Origin of the sequence: Acinetobacter kyonggiensis, assembly GCF_900107285.1 — a bacterium.
Classification (GTDB): Bacteria; Pseudomonadota; Gammaproteobacteria; order Pseudomonadales; family Moraxellaceae; genus Acinetobacter; species Acinetobacter kyonggiensis.
Genome location: NZ_FNPK01000001.1, coordinates 15189 through 33308, shown reverse-complemented (window position 1 = coordinate 33308; position 18120 = coordinate 15189). Strand labels below are relative to the sequence as shown.

Here is an 18120-nt window from a genome sequence, read left to right as displayed (position 1 = left end):
TCACATGGCACAAGGACTATTGGCGGGTAAGCGTTTTTTAATCGCGGGTATTGCAAGTAAATTATCCATTGCATTTGGTATTGCTCAAGCTTTACACCGTGAAGGTGCAGAACTCGCATTTACGTATCCAAATGACAAATTAAAAAAACGTGTGGATGATTTTGCTGCACAATTTGGTTCAACTTTAGTTTTCCCTTGTGATGTTGCTGTTGATGCAGAGATTGAGCAAGCTTTTGTTGAATTGGCAAAACATTGGGATGGTTTGGATGGCGTGGTTCACTCTATTGGTTTTGCTCCAGCAAACACTTTAGATGGTGACTTTACTGATGTTACAGATCGTGAAGGCTTTAAAGTTGCGCATGATATTAGCGCATATAGTTTTATTGCGATGGCACGTGCTGCAAAACCATTATTAACCGTTCGCCAAGGTTGCTTACTGACGTTGACTTACCAAGGCTCTGAACGTGTGATGCCAAATTACAACGTGATGGGTATGGCAAAAGCATCATTGGAAGCGGGTGTGCGCTATTTAGCTTCTAGCTTGGGTAGTGAAGGCATTCGTGTTAACGCGATTTCAGCGGGTCCAATTCGTACATTAGCAGCTTCAGGGATTAAATCTTTCCGTAAAATGTTAGATCTTAATGAAAAAGTTGCACCACTTAAACGTAATGTCACCATTGAAGATGTCGGCAATGCTGCATTATTCCTTTGCTCACCTTGGGCAAGTGGTATTACGGGTGAAATTATGTATGTAGATGCTGGCTTTAATACGGTAGGTATGAGCGCAGATTTGATGATGGATGGTGAATAAATTCATCTAAAAGCTCCTCCCTTTTTTAAAGGGAGGTTGGGAGGGATTCTGTAATCTCCCCCAACCCCTCTTTGATAAAGAGGGGGGCTTAAAAACCAATAAAAAAGACCGCAAATGCGGTCTTTTTTATGCAAAAGCAAAGCTAAATTACGCTTGACCTTCAGCAGCAACTTGAGCACGTTGCATATTTGCTTCGAATTCAGCATCGAAGTTGATCGGGGTAAGCAACAATTGTGGGAAGCTTCCTTTAGTGACCATATCATTTACAGCTTCGCGTAAGAATGGGAACAAAATATTTGGGCAATATGCGCCAAGAATATAAGGAAGACGTTCTTCTTCAACGCTATCGACCAAGAAGATACCCGATTGAGTTACATCGACGATGAATGCAGTTTCACCCGCGTTGTTCGCTTGAACAACCACCTGTAAAGCCACTTCATAATGCGTTGCATCAATTTTTTCTGCTGAAGAAGACAAATTGATATTCAATTCAGGCTGCCATTCTTTGGTAAATACTTGCGCCCCAGGGACTTCAAAAGAAATATCTTTCGTGTAAATACGTTCTAATGCCAATTGCGGTTGAGCTTGTTGTTCTTCACTCATTCTTTAATCCTTAATTATGAAGAGGTGATTTAATTTAAAGTTTTAAACCAATAGTTCGTTGAGTTTGCCTTCACGCTCTAAAGCATAAAGTTGGTCAAATCCGCCAATGAACTGATCGTTAATAAAAATTTGTGGAACAGTACGATGATTGGTGCGTTGCATCAATTCCATACGGACTTCAGGCGCTTCATTAGACAAATTAATTTCTTTATAAGCCACGCCTTTACGCTCAAGAAGTTGTTTTGCACGCACACAATACGGGCAAACTGTGGTGGAGTAAATTATTACTTCAGCCATTTAAATTCTCCTTAAGTGAATTATTTGCTTTTAATAAGCGGTAAGCCTTGGGCTTTCCAATTGTTTATACCGCCATCTAAACGATAGCTATCGGCATGACCGACTTGTTGTAATGCTGTCCCCGCGATTTGACCTAGGTTGCAAATAAACACGAGTGGGCGATCCGCAGATTTTAACTCTTCAATATGGCTTGTAATTTGGCTATACGGAATGTTACGGCTACCACTGATATGACCTTCACGGAAGTCTTTCGCATCGCGTAAATCAATCAGCATGGCATTTTTAGCTTTGACTAAAATACCCAAAGATTGTGCTGAAATTTTACGACCATTGCGTTGTCCTTCTAAAACGAAGAACAAAACAATCAAGACCCCAAGTGTTCCAAACAAGAAGGGGTGATTCCCCATAAATGCCAACCAACGTTCCACAAGTCACCTAATTACAATTTAAAATTGCGTAGAGTATAGCTCATAAATATGGCGATCAAAATCACCGCTTCAAGGGCTAAGGGTTAAGAAAAATTAATTTTTTTGCTGTGCTTCGGCAATTTCATCAGTTAAACGTAAATAACTGTCTAAACGACGTTGCAAAATTTCACCTGATTGCGCTGCTTGACGCAAGGCACATTGCTTTTCATGCTTATGGGTACAATTGCGAAATTGGCAATATCCCAGCAGGTTTTCAATTTCAGGAAAACCATGTTGAACTTTGTCTGGGTTTAAATGCCATAAACCAAATTCACGAATTCCGGGGGAGTCAATCAGTGCTGAACCTTCACCAAAAGCAATCAAACGCGTCGAGGTTGTGGTGTGTTGACCCAGTGCTGAGTTTTCCGAAATGATATTGGTTTTTTGTGCAGCATCGGGAACGATGGCATTAATCAGGGAGCTTTTTCCAACACCAGACTGTCCGACAAAGGCCACAGTTTCACCAGCTAAGCGATTTGCTAACGTGGAGACCGCAGAGGCATCACCGGTCGACTGGCATTGCATGACTTCATAACCTAAGGCTTGATACTCTTGCATCAGCTTTAAAATCGGATCATTTTCTTGAATTAAATCAGCTTTATTTAACACTAAAAGTGCAGGGATTTGGGCATCGGCACAGGCCACGATATAGCGGTCAATCAGACTGGGTGCAACTTCTGGAAAGGAGGCAAACACAACCACAATTAAGCTGACATTGGCTGCCACAGGTTTGACTTTGTGGTAGCGGTCTGGGCGTGTCAGGAGTGATTGACGTGGGTGAATGGCAGTAATAATACCCAAACCAGTATTGGGGTCTGCTTGCCATTTAACACGGTCACCTGTCACCAAGGCTTCTAAATTGGTACGTGTATGACAGCGCCAGACACTGCCGATTTCAATCGGCTTCCAAAAAGGCTCTGGTTCACCTGATTTGACTTCAGGTTTAATCGGATGCTCATCAGGCATTGATAGGGCTTGAACTTCAAGTTGACGGCCATAGTGCTGTACCACTAAGCCTTCGAGGTCATTTGAAGTATCGAGTTCTTCTTGACGTGTTTTATGTTGTTTCTGAATGCGACGTTGTTGCTGTTCAGTTAAACGACGTTTACGAATTAAAGCCATTCATATCCTAAAAAAACCATGCACTAAGGAAGGCAAAAATAGCATGAAGCGGGGTATGAGTTACAGCCAAGTTGCAATAAATTTGCTACTATAGCCGTTTTTAAGCCTAATAAGATTGCACATTTATGAGCAGCACTCCTGATACCCGCCTCATTTGGATTGACCTTGAAATGACAGGTCTAGATACCGATAACGATAAAATTATTGAGATTGCGACCATTGTGACTGATGACAAGCTCAATATTTTGGCGGAAGGCCCTGTGCTGGCGATCCATCAGTCACCCTTGATCCTCAATGCGATGGATGAATGGAATACGCGTCAACATGGTCAGTCTGGATTAATTGAACGTGTGCGTCGTAGTAAATTGACTGCACAAGATGCAGAACAGCAGACCATCGAATTCTTAAAAAAATGGATCAATCCTAAAGTATCACCAATGTGTGGCAACTCAATTTGCCAAGACCGCCGCTTTATGCACCGTTTAATGCCTGAATTGGAACAGTTTTTCCATTACCGTAATCTTGACGTATCATCAGTAAAAGAGTTGGCAAAACGCTGGCGTCCTGAAATTATGAGCGGTTTAAAAAAGAATGCCTCACATTTAGCCATGGATGACATTCGTGATTCGATTGCAGAATTAAAGTATTACCGTGAATATTTTTTTATTATGAATTAATAGATATAGAAAGAGGCTTAAGCCTCTTTTTTTATGGGCGAAAGATCAGCCCATTTTTATTTGAATCACATCCTATTTATTCTCTTGAACAGATACATTATCGGAACAACATAGAATTTGATAAAATGCGCTGGTATTTTTAGCTGTTAGATAGATGACGAATGACTGATCTTCCCCAAGATGATGAATATGAGCGCCGCTTTGCGGGTGTGGAAAAAATTTATGGAGATGATGCTTTTCGTCAGTATGAACAGAGCCATGTGATGGTGATTGGAATTGGCGGTGTGGGTTCTTGGGCGGTTGAAGCCTTAGCGCGAACAGGCATTGCTGAGCTGACCCTGATTGATATGGATGTGATTGCAGCATCCAATATTAACCGCCAATTGCCCGCCATGAGTTCAACATTAGGGCGTGAAAAAATTGAGGTGATGGCTGAGCGTTGCTATTCGATTAATCCACGTATTAAAATTAATGTGGTTGATGATTATTTAACGTCTGAAAATATTAAAGAACTTTTAGCCAATACGCCAGATGTGGTTCTCGATTGCATTGATGATGTTAAAGCGAAACTCGCGCTAATGTTGCATTGTCGCTTTAATAAAATTCCTTTGATTGTTTCAGGTGGCGCGGGTGGCAAGCTTGATCCACTGAAAATTCGGGTGGCAGATTTGTCTAAAACCGAACAAGATCCCATGTTGGCAAAATTACGCAGTCAGTTGCGCGCCAAAGGCATTTGTAAAAAAACTAAAGAAAAATTTGGCATTACCTGCGTGTATTCGATTGATAATCCATTTTCAAGCGCAGAGGTTTGTCCAAGTGCAGGCTTGCGTTGTGGCGGCTACGGCTCAGCGGTAGTGGTAACTTCAAGTTTTGCCATGGTGGCAGTCTCTGAAGTGTTAAAAAAACTGGCCGCGAAAAAAGCTAAAATGAAATCGGCAAAGTCGTGAGAAAACCTAAGGGCTGTTGAGATTTGCATGTAGAAACCACAACACCACAGTCCTCATCATAAAAAGCACTGCAAATAAGCAGTAATGCCATTCAGTTAAGGATTTGAGAAATAAAGTTCTTAGTTATTCATGACGGAGTCTTATATTTTTAAATCAAATACTTGGAGCTCACCTATTACTTTGGATAAGCCCAAAGTAATCAAAGGCATTTGTCATGCCGCAAAACTCGCCAAATACCTTTTATTGATTAATAAGTCGCAGAAACTGTACTTTTCCAAAGTAATCTTGCCTCGAACAGTTGCGGATGACGTTTCCGCGTATTAAATAACATCATGAATTTAAAAAATAAAATGCCAGTCAATTTCTTAACTGACTGGCATTACTGCAAATAAGCAGTGCTTTTTTGTGGATGTCTAGCGATTGATTTAAAGCATCTTAATTTAAAGCATCTTACAGCGCGTATGCTGAGTTTGCGTTTTCCAAACACCTAGCATCAATTTTAGAATCTTGATCAAAAATCAAAGTCCAAAATAATAAGCACAGATACAAATGACAATGGTTAATAAAATCAGTTTAATCACCCCCGATGCACCGACTTTTTGCGAAGCATGCACTGGATGTGTTTTTAAATTTTGTGCTGTGTGGGGTGCTGCATGAGCGCCATCTAAAGGATTGGCAACTTCGACTGGGGTTAGTTTTGCAGACTGATAATGATTGGCCACTTTAACAATAAACTTTGTCGTTAAATCATCTAATTTTTGGGAAAAATGGCGCAGATTGAGCTGTTCTTCAGGGCTAAGCTCACTGCCATCGGCATGATTGGGGGGTTGTAGTTTGTGCTGAATATAGCTTGATAATGCCTCTAAACGATGTAGGGTTGTATGTGCATAATCCGCTTGATACTCGGTAGGCAGTAACGGGAGATATTTACTTTCTGCGACAGGTAAGCTATCGACACGCTCTAGGTCAGATGGACTGATGCCGTAATAAGGAAAATCTCGATTTGCTGGTTCCGTAAAGCCTTGAGCAAATTTATTGTCAAATAATTCATTGTCGGTATAAAGCTGAATATCATCCCAATTCGGCTGCTGTAAATCAGCATCTACACGTTTTGCCAGTTTTGGATTCAGTTCAAAACGCCAAAATATTTCCTGACGGCATTGTTCTTGTTGTGGTTTAGGCACTTCATAGTCATGGTCAGCGTTATACCATTCTGCTAATTCTTTGCCAAAAATCCATGCGGTTTTTTTATGCTGTTCATGACTGATAATAATATGCGGTATCTGTAATAGTTCTACATTGGCATTTGGGTTTTTTTCATCATTTAAAAGACTTGAGCTGTGTAAGCTAATACGCTGTGTGCCTAGTTTTTTAAGTGCTTCTAGCCAAACTTGAAAATGTTGCGCAAGTAGGTGTTGTGACAAAAGATCACGGAAACGCAAGTTATGCTGGTTAAAAATGGCATGCTGTACCCAATGATTAAAGCTTAAATTTTGCTTCAGATACTCATTACCATAGGTCACTAAAGTCAATTGTTGTTTCCAAATTTGATCGAGAGCCATTGTTATTGATCTCATGAATATTGGCTTTATCTTATCCTTTTTATAAATCCGGATGCTAATCTAATTTTCCTCTACTGGGAACTTCATCAATACGTTCAAAAACTGTTAGAATATGGGGTTTTATTATATTTTTAAATTGTTGCTTTGAGAGTTACTATGTCACTGGAAGCCCTGACCACTGAAGCGCTCGCTGCGATTGCAGCAGCTCAAGACCTTGCTACACTCGATCAAGCCCGAGTGCAATTTACAGGGAAGAAAAGCCAGCTCGCGGAACAATCGAAGGCACTGGGTAAAATGGATCCTGAAGAACGTAAAGTTTTTGGGGCGAAAATTCACGCGGTACGTGAAGCCATTACGGGTGCATTAACGACACGCCAAGCGGAACTACAAAAAGCTGCACTAGAACAAAAACTTGCTAGCGAAGTAATTGACATTACCTTGCCGGGTCGTGGTCAAAGTGTGGGAAGTATCCATCCTGTGACGCAAGTGCAGGAACGTATTTGTCAATTCTTTACCAAAGCGGGTTTTACTGTTGCGACTGGTCCAGAAGTTGAAGATGATTATCACAACTTTGAAGCATTGAATATTCCGGGGCATCACCCTGCGCGTGCGATGCATGACACCTTCTATTTTGATGTGAATCATTTATTGCGTACCCATACTTCGGGTGTGCAGATTCGTACTATGGAAACGCAACAACCGCCTATTCGTATTGTCTGTCCGGGCCGTGTATACCGCTGTGACTCAGACCAAACCCATTCTCCAATGTTTCATCAAATTGAAGGTTTATACATCGCTGAAAACACCAGCTTTGCAGAACTTAAAGGCTTGTTGATTAATCTGTTAAATGAATTTTTTGAAAAAGATTTAACGGTACGTTTCCGTCCATCTTATTTCCCATTTACTGAGCCAAGCGCTGAAGTGGATATTATGGATGAACGTGGTCGTTGGTTAGAAGTTTTAGGTTGCGGTATGGTGCATCCGAATGTACTTCAAGCAGCAGGCATCGATCCTGAAAAATACAAAGGTTTTGCTTTTGGTCTAGGGGTGGAACGTTTTGCGATGCTTCGCTACGGTGTGAATGATTTGCGTATGTTCTTCCAAAATGATGTGCGTTTCTTACGCCAATTTGCTTAATGGTTTAAATACAAATTTAACAATTTAAAGGTTTATAGAAATCCCCCTAAATCCCCCTTTAAGAAAGGGGGACTTCCACAGTCAAAAATAGAGTACGTGGTTTTCCCCTCTTTTATAAAGAGGGGTTAGGGGGAGATTAAGGAAATTGAATTTATGAAAATTAGCGAAAATTGGTTGCGCACGTGGGTCAATCCTGCCGTTGATAGCGAAACGCTATCTGACCAGCTCACGATGCTTGGTTTAGAAGTTGATGAGATGATTCCAGCCGCGAAACCTTTTACAGGTGTGGTGGTGGGTGAAGTTTTAACGGTAGAACAGCATCCAGATGCAGACCGTTTACGTGTTACGACTGTGAATATTGGTACAGCTGAAACCTTACAAATTGTCTGTGGTGCGCCAAACGTGCGTGTTGGCATGAAAGCCCCTGTTGCAACCATCGGTGCAGTTTTACCGGGTGATTTCAAAATCAAAAAAGGCAAACTTCGTGGTATTGAATCACAAGGCATGCTGTGTGGTGCATCTGAAATAGACCTTGAAGATAAAATTGATGGTCTGTTAGAGCTACCAAACGATGCACCTGTGGGTATTAACATCCGTGAATATCTCAATCTTGATGATCACGTGATTGACATTAGCATCACACCAAACCGTGGCGACTGTTTCAGTATTCGTGGTATTGCGCGTGAAATTGCGGTGATTAATCAGTTGGCTGTAACCGAACCTGCAATTACAGCGGTTGCTGCAACAATTAGCGATGAGAAAAAAGTTGTCGTTGATACTGATGGTTGCCCACGCTATTTAGGGCGTGTGATTAAAAATGTAAATACCAAAGCAGCAACGCCAGCTTGGATGGAACAAGCCTTAGCTCGCTCAGGTATGCGTCAGCACAGTATTTTAGTCGATATTACCAATTACGTGCTGATTGAGTTAGGTCAACCCTTACATGCATTTGATGCTGCTAAAGTTCAGGGTGCTGTCCATGTTCGTCAAGCAACTGCTGCTGAAAAACTTGTTTTGCTCAATGAACAAGAAGTTGAATTGACTGAAAATGTGATGGTCATTGCCGATGACGAAAAAGCCTTGGCTATGGCGGGAATTATGGGGGGCTTGTCTTCATCTGTAACGGATGAAACCACCGAAATTTTCCTAGAATCAGCATTCTTTGCACCGCTTGCAATTGCAGGTCGCGCTCGTCGCTATGGTCTGCATACCGATGCATCACAGCGTTATGAACGTGGTGTCGACTTTGAATTGCCAATCATTGCGATGAATCGTGCATCACAATTGATTGCAGCATTAGCGGGTGGAGAATTCGGTCCGATTACGCTTGCAGAAAAACCAGAACTTTTACCTACCCGTGAAGCGATTGAACTTAAACAAGTACAAGTCGATCAATTGTTGGGTTATGCCGTTGAGAGCGATTTTATTACGGATGCACTACAACGTTTAGGTTGTATTGTGACGCTCCAAGCACAAGGTGAGTGGAGTGTTCTTCCGCCATCACACCGCTATGATATGGCAATTTATCAAGACCTGATTGAAGAAGTTGCCCGTATTCACGGTTATGACAACATTCAAATTAGTCTACCTGTAATTGATGTGAAATTAGCCAAACATCAAGATCAGTTTGAACTGCCTCAGCTTCGTCAAACATTGGTGACTTTAGGTTATCAAGAAGCAATCAGTTTTAGCTTCGCCGATGCTAAGCTTGAAAAGCAACTCAATCCGAATGTGAAGCCATTGATGTTGGCAAACCCAATTTCAAGTGAATTGGCTGCGATGCGTTCGACTTTGTTGTCTAGCCTGATTCCATGTGTACAGTACAATATCAATCGTCAGCAAAGCCGTGTGCGTTTCTTTGAGCTGGGTTTACGTTTCGATTATCAAGATGCAACCAGCATCCATGACTTAAAACAAATCCCAACTTTAGCACTGATTGCTGTTGGTGCTAAAACGGCTGAATCTTGGCATGGTAAAGCACAGCCGATGGATTTCTTTGACCTCAAAGGTGAGATTGAAGAAATTTTAGCAGCGGGTCGCGTCGAAGTTGAATATGTGCGTTCAGAGCGTGAATGGTTACATCCTGGTCAATCTGCGGAAATTCTAGTGAATGGGCAATCTGTTGGTTACCTTGGTCGTTTACACCCATCTTTAGAAGATGAGCTAGATTTGGGTGTCACTTGGGTGGCAGAAATCGATCAACAGGCTGTTTTGCAAACTTATGTATCTAATTTTACAGAATTATCACGATTTCCATCGGTTAGACGTGATATTGCGCTTTTAATTAGTGATAAGATTAATGTTAGTGAAATTCAGCAACTTATCGAAAAAACGGGTGGAGAGCTTTTAGACTCAACTTGGTTGTTCGATGTGTACACTGGACAAGGTGTTGAAGCAGGTAAACGCTCATTAGCATTTGCAATTCTTTGGCAGCATCCAACCCGTACACTTGAAGATGCTGAAATCAAATCCGGTATGGACAATATCCTACAAGTGTTGGAAAACACTTACCAAGCGACATTGAGGGCTTCATGACAGCATTAACAAAAGCAGAAATGGCTGATCATTTAAGTGAGCTCACGAGTTTAAACCGTCGTGAAGCAAAACAAATGGTCGAGCTATTCTTTGATGAAATTAGCCAAGCGCTAATCTCGGGTGAGCAAGTTAAACTTTCAGGTTTCGGTAACTTTGAGTTGCGTGATAAACGTCAACGCCCAGGACGAAACCCGAAGACGGGTGAAGAAATTCCGATTTCTGCACGCCGTGTGGTAACCTTCCGTGCTGGTCAGAAATTTAGACAGCGTGTTGGAAATGAGCAGATCGATTGATCTGCTTTTTTATACTTAAATTTTAATTGATCAGTTACTTTTCTAGAAAATACAGCGGTAGTGACATGAGTAATATGAAAAAATTATTTTGAATAATGATCATTATGAAGTGCGATGTTGAATCGCTGCAAAAGTGTTTTGAACGCAGCATAAATGCTAATGATGTTTTTATTCAGATTATATTTTTAGCGTGATAAAAAAAGAGAGCCAATGGCTCTCTTTTTTTACTGTCTAATCTTAAAGATTAGTGAGCAGCAGAAGCAGCTGTAGAAGCAGCATCAGCAGCAGCGTCAACAGCTACAGAAGCAGCATCAGCAGCAACAGAAGCAGCAGCTTCAGCAGCAGGAGCAGCAACAGAAGCAGCAGAAGCAGCAGCTTCAGCTTCAGAAGCAGCAGCTACAGCTTCAGAAGCAGCAGCTTCAGCAGCAGGAGCTTCTTCAGTTTTTTTAGCACAACCAACGAAAGCTAAAGTAGTAGCAACTGCAGCAGCAATAGCGATTTTTTTGAATAACATGGCATCACTCTCTAAATATGAGATTAAAAATAACCTTTGTTAGCCTGTTAAGTGCTTTTATTCTTCCTAATATTTTTTAGGTAGTAACAATGCAGAGGCAGTCTAACTGGTCTGCAAATATGCTATCACTGCGCATTTTTAATTACTACTAGGCGATAGCTAAAAAATGCAAAAAAAGCTGAAAATTGAGCAATTTTTTAACAGAAAATAACAATCAATTGCAGGGTTTGTATTGGATAAACACTCAATAACCTGCTAAAAAATATCATTTTTTTTATCTGATTATTTTAATAATCAAAAACTTGCATAAAAATTTACAAAGAAAAAAGTCAATTGTATCTTTATGTAAGTAAAGTCAACCAAATAAAAAGGCTATCGTTAGAGATAGCCTTTTTATCAAAATAACTGCATATTAACTGGTTGCTTTACGTTTCATTTGATCAAAGAAATCATCATTGGTTTTGGTTTCTTTCATACGATCCAATAAGAATTCCATTGCTGCCAATTCATCCATTGGATGTAAAAGCTTACGAAGAATCCATACTTTACGTAGATTGTCTTCACTCATGAGGCGTTCTTCACGACGAGTACCTGACTTTTTGATATTCATCGCTGGGAAGACGCGTTTTTCAGAAATACGGCGATCAAGTGTGATTTCTTGGTTACCCGTACCTTTGAATTCTTCGTAAATCACATCATCCATCTTACTGCCCGTTTCAATTAAAGCAGTTGAGATAATGGTCAGTGAACCACCTTCTTCAATATTACGTGCCGCACCAAAGAAGCGTTTTGGACGTTCAAGTGCATGTGCATCTAAACCACCAGTCAGAACCTTACCAGAAGAAGGAATAACGGTGTTATAAGCACGTGCTAGACGGGTAATAGAGTCCAGTAAAATCACGACATCTTTACGATGTTCAACCAAGCGTTTTGCTTTTTCAATCACCATTTCAGCCACTTGGACGTGACGTGCAGGTGCTTCATCAAATGTTGATGCAACCACTTCACCACGAACAGTACGTTCCATTTCGGTTACTTCTTCAGGACGTTCGTCAATTAAAAGTACAATCAGGAATACTTCAGGGTTGTTACGAACAATCGATTGAGCGATGTTTTGTAACAACATGGTTTTACCCGCTTTTGGCGGAGCAACAATAATTGAACGTTGGCCTTTACCAATCGGTGCAACCAAGTCAACTACACGTGCGGTTAAATCTTCAGTTGTACCGTTACCCAATTCCATAATCAATTGTTCAGTCGGGAACAATGGCGTTAAGTTTTCGAATAAAATTTTGTTACGTGAATTTTCTGGTGTGTCGTAGTTAATTTGATTCACTTTTAATAAAGCAAAATAACGTTCGCCTTCTTTCGGTGGGCGAATTGTTCCTGTAATAGTATCGCCAGTACGTAAGTTAAAGCGACGAATTTGAGATGGGCTGACATAAATATCGTCAGGACCAGCAAGATAAGAGCCTGCTGCAGAGCGTAGGAAACCAAAACCATCAGATAGAATTTCGAGAACACCATCACCAAAGATTTCTTCGCCATTCATTGCATGGCGCTTTAAAATGGCAAAAATGATGTCTTGTTTACGGTTACGCGCCATTCCTTCTAGGCCCATAAACTCAGCAATCTTGATGAGTTCGCCAATCGGTTTTTTCTTGAGTTCAGTTAAATTCATAGGTGGTCAGATAGAATCAAAATTCTGGAATACAGATGGGAAAAGGGAGCAACATTCAGCCGCTTGCACGCAATAAAAATAACGTAATTGTATTTGCACAATAACAATTCAGAGGTCTGATTCATTGTTTCGAAGAAAAAAGTGTAAAAACAATATATGTTGCCGAGCGGCGATCTTATGTGTTGTGTCTTGTAAGAAAACGCTGGATTGGAAAATCCTTTATTCCTTGAACATGTAATATAAGAGTAAATAAGCTTTTTGTCAATTTATAGACGAAAAAAATACGCTACCCTAAGATAGCGTATTGCATTAAATGACATTGTTTTGAATTAGATATTTTCTTCAATAAATGCAGTTAATTTAGATTTTGGTGCAGCACCGACTTGTTGTGCCACAACTTCACCATTTTTAAACATCAAGAGTGCAGGAATGTTACGGATATTGTAGTTTACTGCCGTCGCTTCACAAGCTGTTACGTCAACTTTAACAATTTTTACTTTGCCTTCGAATTCTGTAGAAAGTACTTCTAATACAGGAGCAATCGCTTTACATGGTGCACACCAGCCTGCCCAAAAATCAACAAGTACAGGAACGTCAGATTGTAAAACGTCAGCTTCGAAGTTCGCATCAGTTGTGTTTACGATATTGCCAGACATGGATATGCTCCAAATAAAATTTTAAGAGAGTTTTATAACGATAAGTATTACATAGCCTTGTTTAACTATGTAGTGCGATATGTAAATTTTCAAACATTATAGTGAGTTTGTCTAATTGATGCTCACGATATTGATCATCGTGTCCTACAATTATACTTTTGATTAAAAATTTAAAAACTCCTCTATTTGTCTTGATAAATGGCTTTTAAATTGCATGTATGTGAATTACTCTAAGCGTAATTCTTATAGGTTCGTTTGAATAATGTCTGATTTTTTGATTGATGAAGAGTTACTTGCTGCCATCGATATGGGGTCGAACAGTTTTCACCTTGCGATTGCACGTGTAGATCATGGCGAAGTTAAAAAAGTGGCTTCAATGTCAGAAAAAGTACAATTGGCAGCTGGTCTGGATGAAAATAAAAACCTAACTGAAGCCGCTCAGCAGCGTGGCTTAGCCTGTCTTGCGCGTTTTGTCGGGCGTTTAAGTTCAGTACAAGCCAATCGTATGCGAATTGTGGCGACCAATGCTTTACGTCAGGCCAAAAATGGGCATGAATTTATTCAAAAAGCGGCAGAAATTTTACCTAAACCGATTGAAATTATTGCCGGTCGTGAAGAGGCGCGTCTGATTTATTTGGGTGTGTCGCACACCATGGCGAATAGTGGTCGTCGTTTGGTGATCGACATTGGTGGTGGCTCTACCGAGCTGATTATTGGCGAAGAGTTTGAACCGATTCATACTGAATCTTTACAAATGGGCTGTGTTGCTTTTACCAAAGCCTATTTTAGTGATGGCGAAATTAATCAGAAAAATTTTGATAAAGCGGTTGTTGCTGCGCGTAAAGAGCTTTCAGGTATTGCCAATACCTATAAAACAGCCGGTTGGGATACAGTTGTCGGCTCAAGCGGCACGATTAAAGCGTGTCGTCAAATTACCATTAATATGGGCTGGAGCGATGAGCAAGAAAATTTAACCCGTGAAGGCTTAGAAAAGCTCAAAGAAAAGTTACTTAAATTTAAAGATATTTCTGAAGTTGATTTTGATGGCTTAAAAGAAGACCGTCGAGCAGTTTTGCCAGCTGGGGTTGCCATTTTATATGCTGTGTTTGATGTGCTTGAACTTGATAAATTAGTCTATTCCGATGGTGCATTGCGTGAAGGTGTAATGTATGACCTGTTGGGTCGTTTCCAACATGAAGATATCCGAGATCGAAGTGTTCAAGCTTTAATGGGGCGTTATAATGCCGACCCTAAACAAGCTGAACGTGTGGTAAAAACCGCCCAAGATTTATTTGATGGTGTTGCTAAGATATTGAATTTAAACACTGAAGATAGTGATTTGCTGCGCCGCGCTGCATATTTGCATGAAATTGGTTTGGCCATTAGTCATGGGGGTTATCATCGTCATGGTGCTTATTTATTGCAACATTCGGATATTGCTGGTTTCTCGCAAATTGATCAAAACCATCTTTCACATTTAGTCGCACATCATCGTCGTAAGTTACGCAGTGACAGTCGGGTGGATGTAATTAAGGTGGGGGGTAGCAAATTAGTTTATCTTTGTCTATTGCTTCGTCTTGCAGTTTTACTTAATCATAGTCGTAGCGATGAGATGCTTCCTGCCATTGAATTAAGTGTTGGCAATGAGCAACAATGGCAACTCAGCGTTTCTGGCGATGCCAAACAATGGCCTTTGCTTGTGGCCGACTTGCATGATGAGCAAGTGCAGTTCAAGCATTGGGATATTGAATTGAATATTCAGTCGGAACAATTTATCTATTAACAAGTGATTGGTTAACAAGTGATTGTTAATTTAGGGATAATGGTCGACCTATGAAAAATAAAGCTGCTCAATCTAAAGCATGGACAACGGTTCAAATTGCACGTCATCCAGAACGTCCGCAATTTTTGGATTATGTTGGTGAAATCTTCACTGAATTCGATGCTTTACATGGAGATCGGGTGTTTGGTGATGATGGTGCAATGATCGGTGGCTTGGCACGTTTTAATGGTCAGCCAGTCATGATTGTTGGACAACATCGTGGTCGTAGTACTCGTGAAAAATTGCAACATAACTTTGGGATGAGTAATCCAGAAGGCTACCGTAAATCGCAACGTTTACTGGATATGGCAGAACGATTTAATCTTCCTGTGTTTACCTTTATTGACACTATGGGTGCATATCCAGGTGTGGGCGCGGAAGAACGTGGTCAAGCAGAAGCGATTGCGACCAGTCTTGCACAGCTTTCAAGTTTAAAAGTACCTGTGATTGCAACCGTACTGGGTGAAGGTGGTTCAGGTGGCGCACTCGGTATTGGTGTGGCGGATCGCGTTATTATGCTGTCTCATAGTATTTATTCTGTGATTTCACCTGAAGGCTGTGCAACCATTTTATGGAAAACAGCCGAGAAAGCTGAACAAGCCAGTGAAGCATTAGCATTGACCGCTGAAAAACTCAAAAAAATGGGTATTGTGGAATATGTTGTTGATGAAGGTGAAGGTGCACATTTGCAACCTGAGCAAGTCATGCAAGCGCTTAAAGATGTGTTACAACAAGCTTTAGAAGAATTGCAACCAATGGAAGCGAATGAACGATGCGAAGCACGTTACCAGCGTTTAATGAAGTTTGGCAGCGACAATTTAGGTCTAATGTCTTAAAACAGGAACAACAGTTTCCTGAAAATACCTGCTTTTTAATTGGATGTAGTGGCGGCATGGATTCCATGTTGCTGCTGCATCTGATGTCTTATTTATACCCTGAAAAAATTCGTGCCATCTATATTGACCATCAATTGCAATCGCTCAGCGCCAGTTGGGGAACATTTGTCTCTGATCAATGTGCTGCACTGAATATTCCTTGTATTGTTGAAGCGGTCAAGGTACAAGCAGGTAATGTGGAACAACAAGCCCGCGAAGCACGTTATCAAGCTTATTTAAAGCATTTAAAACCCAATGAAATTTTAGTTTTGGCCCATCATCAGCAAGATCAAGCGGAAACGTTAATCTTGCGTCTGCTTTCAGGTGCTGGCGTGCAGGGGCTATCTGCCATGAAACAGGTCGATGTTCGTGAGCAATTTACCCTTTGGCGACCACTACTCGATATCTCACGTGAGCAGATTTGCCAATGGGCAGCACAACTGGATGTGCACAATATTGAAGATCCAAGTAATTTGAATACTGATTATGATCGGGCATGGTGTCGTCATGAACTGTGGCCAATGTTACAAAATCGTTATCCGAAAATGCAACAAGCCTTAAGTCGCACCAGTTTTTTGATGCACGATGCGGATGAAATTCTGCACGATGTTTTGCAGCAAGATTTGGTGTTTTGTGGCACAGCAGTTGAACTTGATTTAAAAAAATTAGCGCAATTATCCACTGCGCGTCAAAGACAGCTTTTATCGGCATGGATGAAAGGACAGGATCGCTATCGACCTAGTTTTGAGATGGTTGAGCGTTTGTTGCATGAAGTGATTGAGTCTAAGTCTGATGCACAAGCGGCCTTGCATTGGAAGCAATATTATTATGTGCGTTATCAGCAAAAAATTTTCCGTTTAAGCTTGGATGAATATCTTACTGATAAAAATCAATTAGATACTTTAATTACCACGATTCAAGTACAGTTTAATCAAAGTATTAATGTTCTTTCAGGGCAATATTACGCTGAGCCTGCACAAATCGGATTATCAGCATCCTTATTGGGTAAAGCGTTAAATTTAGTACTGCGCCAAGGCGGAGAAAAAATTCATTTACATGGGCGAGTCGGTCGTTGGCCATTAAAAAAAGCTATTCAAGACGCGCAAATTTTTCCTTGGCAGCGTCATACAATTCAAATATTAAGCATAGATAATGTTATGCTTGGTGTTTTTACACCAAAAGGGTTTTGGTTAGCTCAATCTGAATATTGTGAAGTCGGTGGTTGGCAACCAAATTTGATCTCTTAGTTAAAAAATTCTACGTCGAGTATGATTCATGAGTGCAGCTTTAAATTGTAATATTTGTTTTATTGGTGGCGGTAATATGGCTCAAGCCTTAATTGGTGGGTTAATTTCACGCGGTTTGCCTCCAACACGTATTACAGTTTCTGATCCGGTCGAAAAAGTACGTCTTTTATTAGCTGAAAAAGATGTTTGCGTGACCGATGATAATATTGCTGCCATTCGTGATGCCGATATCGTCCTTTTTGCGGTAAAACCACAGGTATTGGCCAGTGTATTAAAGCCTCTTAAAGGTTTGTTTGAAGGCAAATTGGTCATGTCGATTGTTGCTGGTGCTGAAATTGCAACCATTGCAACGCTTTTAGCCACAGACCGAATTGTTCGTGTGATGCCGAATACTCCCGCTTTGGTGCAAACAGGTGCACATGGCCTGTATGCGACTGAAGCAGTTGATACCAAAGATCGTGAGCTTGCAAGCCAAGTTTTAGCTGCAACAGGTTTAACCCTGTGGGTAAATTCAGAAGCGCAGATTGATGCGGTCACGGCAGTATCGGGTTCTGGTCCTGCATATTTCTTCTATATGATGGAAAGCATGATTCGTGCAGGTAAAAACTTGGGCCTAGATGAGAAAGTGGCTACTGCGCTGACTTTGCAAACGGCGTTAGGTGCTGCACAAATGGCAATCACCAGTGCAAATACACCTGCGGAATTACGTAAAAATGTAACCTCACCAAATGGTACGACTCAAGCTGCACTTGAAGTTTTTGATCGTGCACAAATTTCTCAAAATATTCAGGCTGCTTTGGCTGCTGCACAAAAGCGCAGCCAAGAACTTGCTCAAGAGCTAAGTGAAAGTAGCAAATAACTCGTTTTTATTTAG

General features: G+C 40.8%; 18 protein-coding genes. 10 read left to right on the top strand and 8 right to left on the bottom strand.

The genetic code is table 11. The features are described 5' to 3' along the window. Window positions 1-4 precede the first annotated feature (4 nt). Entirely contained in the window at window positions 5-811 is an 807-nt protein-coding gene (locus tag BLV99_RS00150) for an enoyl-ACP reductase FabI (protein WP_086183734.1), read from the top strand. A 147-nt stretch (window positions 812-958) separates the two neighbouring features. On the opposite strand, the gene secB is transcribed toward BLV99_RS00150, so the two are convergent. The 4 genes from secB to rsgA all read right to left on the bottom strand — a co-directional run bounded on the left by secB (window position 959) and on the right by rsgA (window position 3300). Then, the gene (gene secB / locus BLV99_RS00145; RefSeq protein ID WP_004649756.1) at window positions 959-1414 is read right to left on the bottom strand and encodes a protein-export chaperone SecB; all 456 of its coding nucleotides are present in this window, start codon (window positions 1412-1414) and stop codon (window positions 959-961) included. Between the two features lie 42 nt (window positions 1415-1456). Next, on the bottom strand, window positions 1457-1711 hold the full coding sequence (grxC, locus tag BLV99_RS00140) for a glutaredoxin 3 (protein ID WP_004649755.1): 255 nt from the start codon (window positions 1709-1711) through the stop codon (window positions 1457-1459). Between the two features lie 20 nt (window positions 1712-1731). Then, on the bottom strand, window positions 1732-2139 hold the full coding sequence (locus tag BLV99_RS00135) for a rhodanese-like domain-containing protein (protein ID WP_004649754.1): 408 nt from the start codon (window positions 2137-2139) through the stop codon (window positions 1732-1734). 93 nt (window positions 2140-2232) lie between these two features. Next, window positions 2233-3300 (bottom strand): small ribosomal subunit biogenesis GTPase RsgA, encoded by a 1068-nt coding sequence (rsgA, locus tag BLV99_RS00130; RefSeq protein ID WP_092686554.1) that lies wholly within the window; start codon window positions 3298-3300, stop codon window positions 2233-2235. Between the two features lie 125 nt (window positions 3301-3425). On the opposite strand from rsgA, the gene orn reads away from it, so the two are divergent. Then, window positions 3426-3977, top strand: coding sequence for an oligoribonuclease (gene orn / locus BLV99_RS00125; RefSeq protein ID WP_004649751.1), 552 nt, complete (start codon window positions 3426-3428; stop codon window positions 3975-3977). 161 nt (window positions 3978-4138) lie between these two features. Then, on the top strand, window positions 4139-4924 hold the full coding sequence (locus BLV99_RS00120) for a tRNA threonylcarbamoyladenosine dehydratase (RefSeq protein WP_092686552.1): 786 nt from the start codon (window positions 4139-4141) through the stop codon (window positions 4922-4924). Between the two features lie 518 nt (window positions 4925-5442). Here BLV99_RS00120 and BLV99_RS00115 read toward each other — a convergent pair. Beyond that, window positions 5443-6486: a hypothetical protein gene (locus tag BLV99_RS00115; RefSeq protein WP_092686550.1), complete on the bottom strand. Its 1044-nt coding sequence runs from the start codon at window positions 6484-6486 to the stop codon at window positions 5443-5445. 156 nt (window positions 6487-6642) lie between these two features. Here BLV99_RS00115 and pheS point away from each other — a divergent pair, with 156 nt between their 5' ends. The 3 genes from pheS (at window position 6643) to BLV99_RS00100 (ending at window position 10451) form a co-directional block, all read left to right on the top strand. Beyond that, the gene (gene pheS / locus BLV99_RS00110) at window positions 6643-7623 is read left to right on the top strand and encodes a phenylalanine--tRNA ligase subunit alpha (RefSeq protein WP_004649748.1); all 981 of its coding nucleotides are present in this window, start codon (window positions 6643-6645) and stop codon (window positions 7621-7623) included. A 153-nt stretch (window positions 7624-7776) separates the two neighbouring features. After that, window positions 7777-10158 carry a phenylalanine--tRNA ligase subunit beta gene (gene pheT, locus BLV99_RS00105; protein WP_092686544.1) on the top strand — a complete coding sequence of 794 codons (2382 nt, stop codon included), beginning with the start codon at window positions 7777-7779 and terminating at the stop codon, window positions 10156-10158. Further along, window positions 10155-10451 carry an integration host factor subunit alpha gene (locus BLV99_RS00100; RefSeq protein ID WP_004649746.1) on the top strand — a complete coding sequence of 99 codons (297 nt, stop codon included), beginning with the start codon at window positions 10155-10157 and terminating at the stop codon, window positions 10449-10451. The genes pheT and BLV99_RS00100 overlap by 4 nt, the downstream gene beginning before the upstream one ends. Before the next feature lie 244 nt (window positions 10452-10695). Here BLV99_RS00100 and BLV99_RS00095 read toward each other — a convergent pair whose 3' ends face one another. The 3 genes from BLV99_RS00095 to trxA form a co-directional block, all read right to left on the bottom strand. Continuing rightward, on the bottom strand, window positions 10696-10965 hold the full coding sequence (locus BLV99_RS00095; RefSeq protein ID WP_086183729.1) for a hypothetical protein: 270 nt from the start codon (window positions 10963-10965) through the stop codon (window positions 10696-10698). Window positions 10966-11377: 412 nt separating this feature from the next. Then, window positions 11378-12646, bottom strand: coding sequence for a transcription termination factor Rho (gene rho / locus BLV99_RS00090; protein ID WP_086164946.1), 1269 nt, complete (start codon window positions 12644-12646; stop codon window positions 11378-11380). Window positions 12647-12975: 329 nt separating this feature from the next. Then, complete coding sequence (trxA, locus tag BLV99_RS00085) at window positions 12976-13302, bottom strand: thioredoxin (protein ID WP_004649742.1); 327 nt, start codon at window positions 13300-13302, stop codon at window positions 12976-12978. 262 nt (window positions 13303-13564) lie between these two features. Between trxA and ppx the strand changes: the two genes are divergently transcribed. From ppx to proC, 4 genes are read left to right on the top strand one after another with little or no spacing between them, the layout of a single operon-like run. Next, window positions 13565-15085, top strand: coding sequence for an exopolyphosphatase (gene ppx, locus BLV99_RS00080; protein ID WP_086164945.1), 1521 nt, complete (start codon window positions 13565-13567; stop codon window positions 15083-15085). A 50-nt stretch (window positions 15086-15135) separates the two neighbouring features. After that, window positions 15136-15960, top strand: a complete 825-nt coding sequence (locus BLV99_RS00075; protein ID WP_086183728.1) for an acetyl-CoA carboxylase carboxyltransferase subunit alpha — start codon at window positions 15136-15138, stop codon at window positions 15958-15960. Next, window positions 15897-17246, top strand: a complete 1350-nt coding sequence (gene tilS, locus BLV99_RS00070; RefSeq protein ID WP_092686542.1) for a tRNA lysidine(34) synthetase TilS — start codon at window positions 15897-15899, stop codon at window positions 17244-17246. The genes BLV99_RS00075 and tilS overlap by 64 nt, the downstream gene beginning before the upstream one ends. A 28-nt stretch (window positions 17247-17274) precedes the next feature. Beyond that, a complete protein-coding gene (proC, locus tag BLV99_RS00065; protein WP_086164942.1) occupies window positions 17275-18105 on the top strand; it encodes a pyrroline-5-carboxylate reductase in 831 nt (276 codons plus the stop codon). Window positions 18106-18120: the final 15 nt, after the last annotated feature.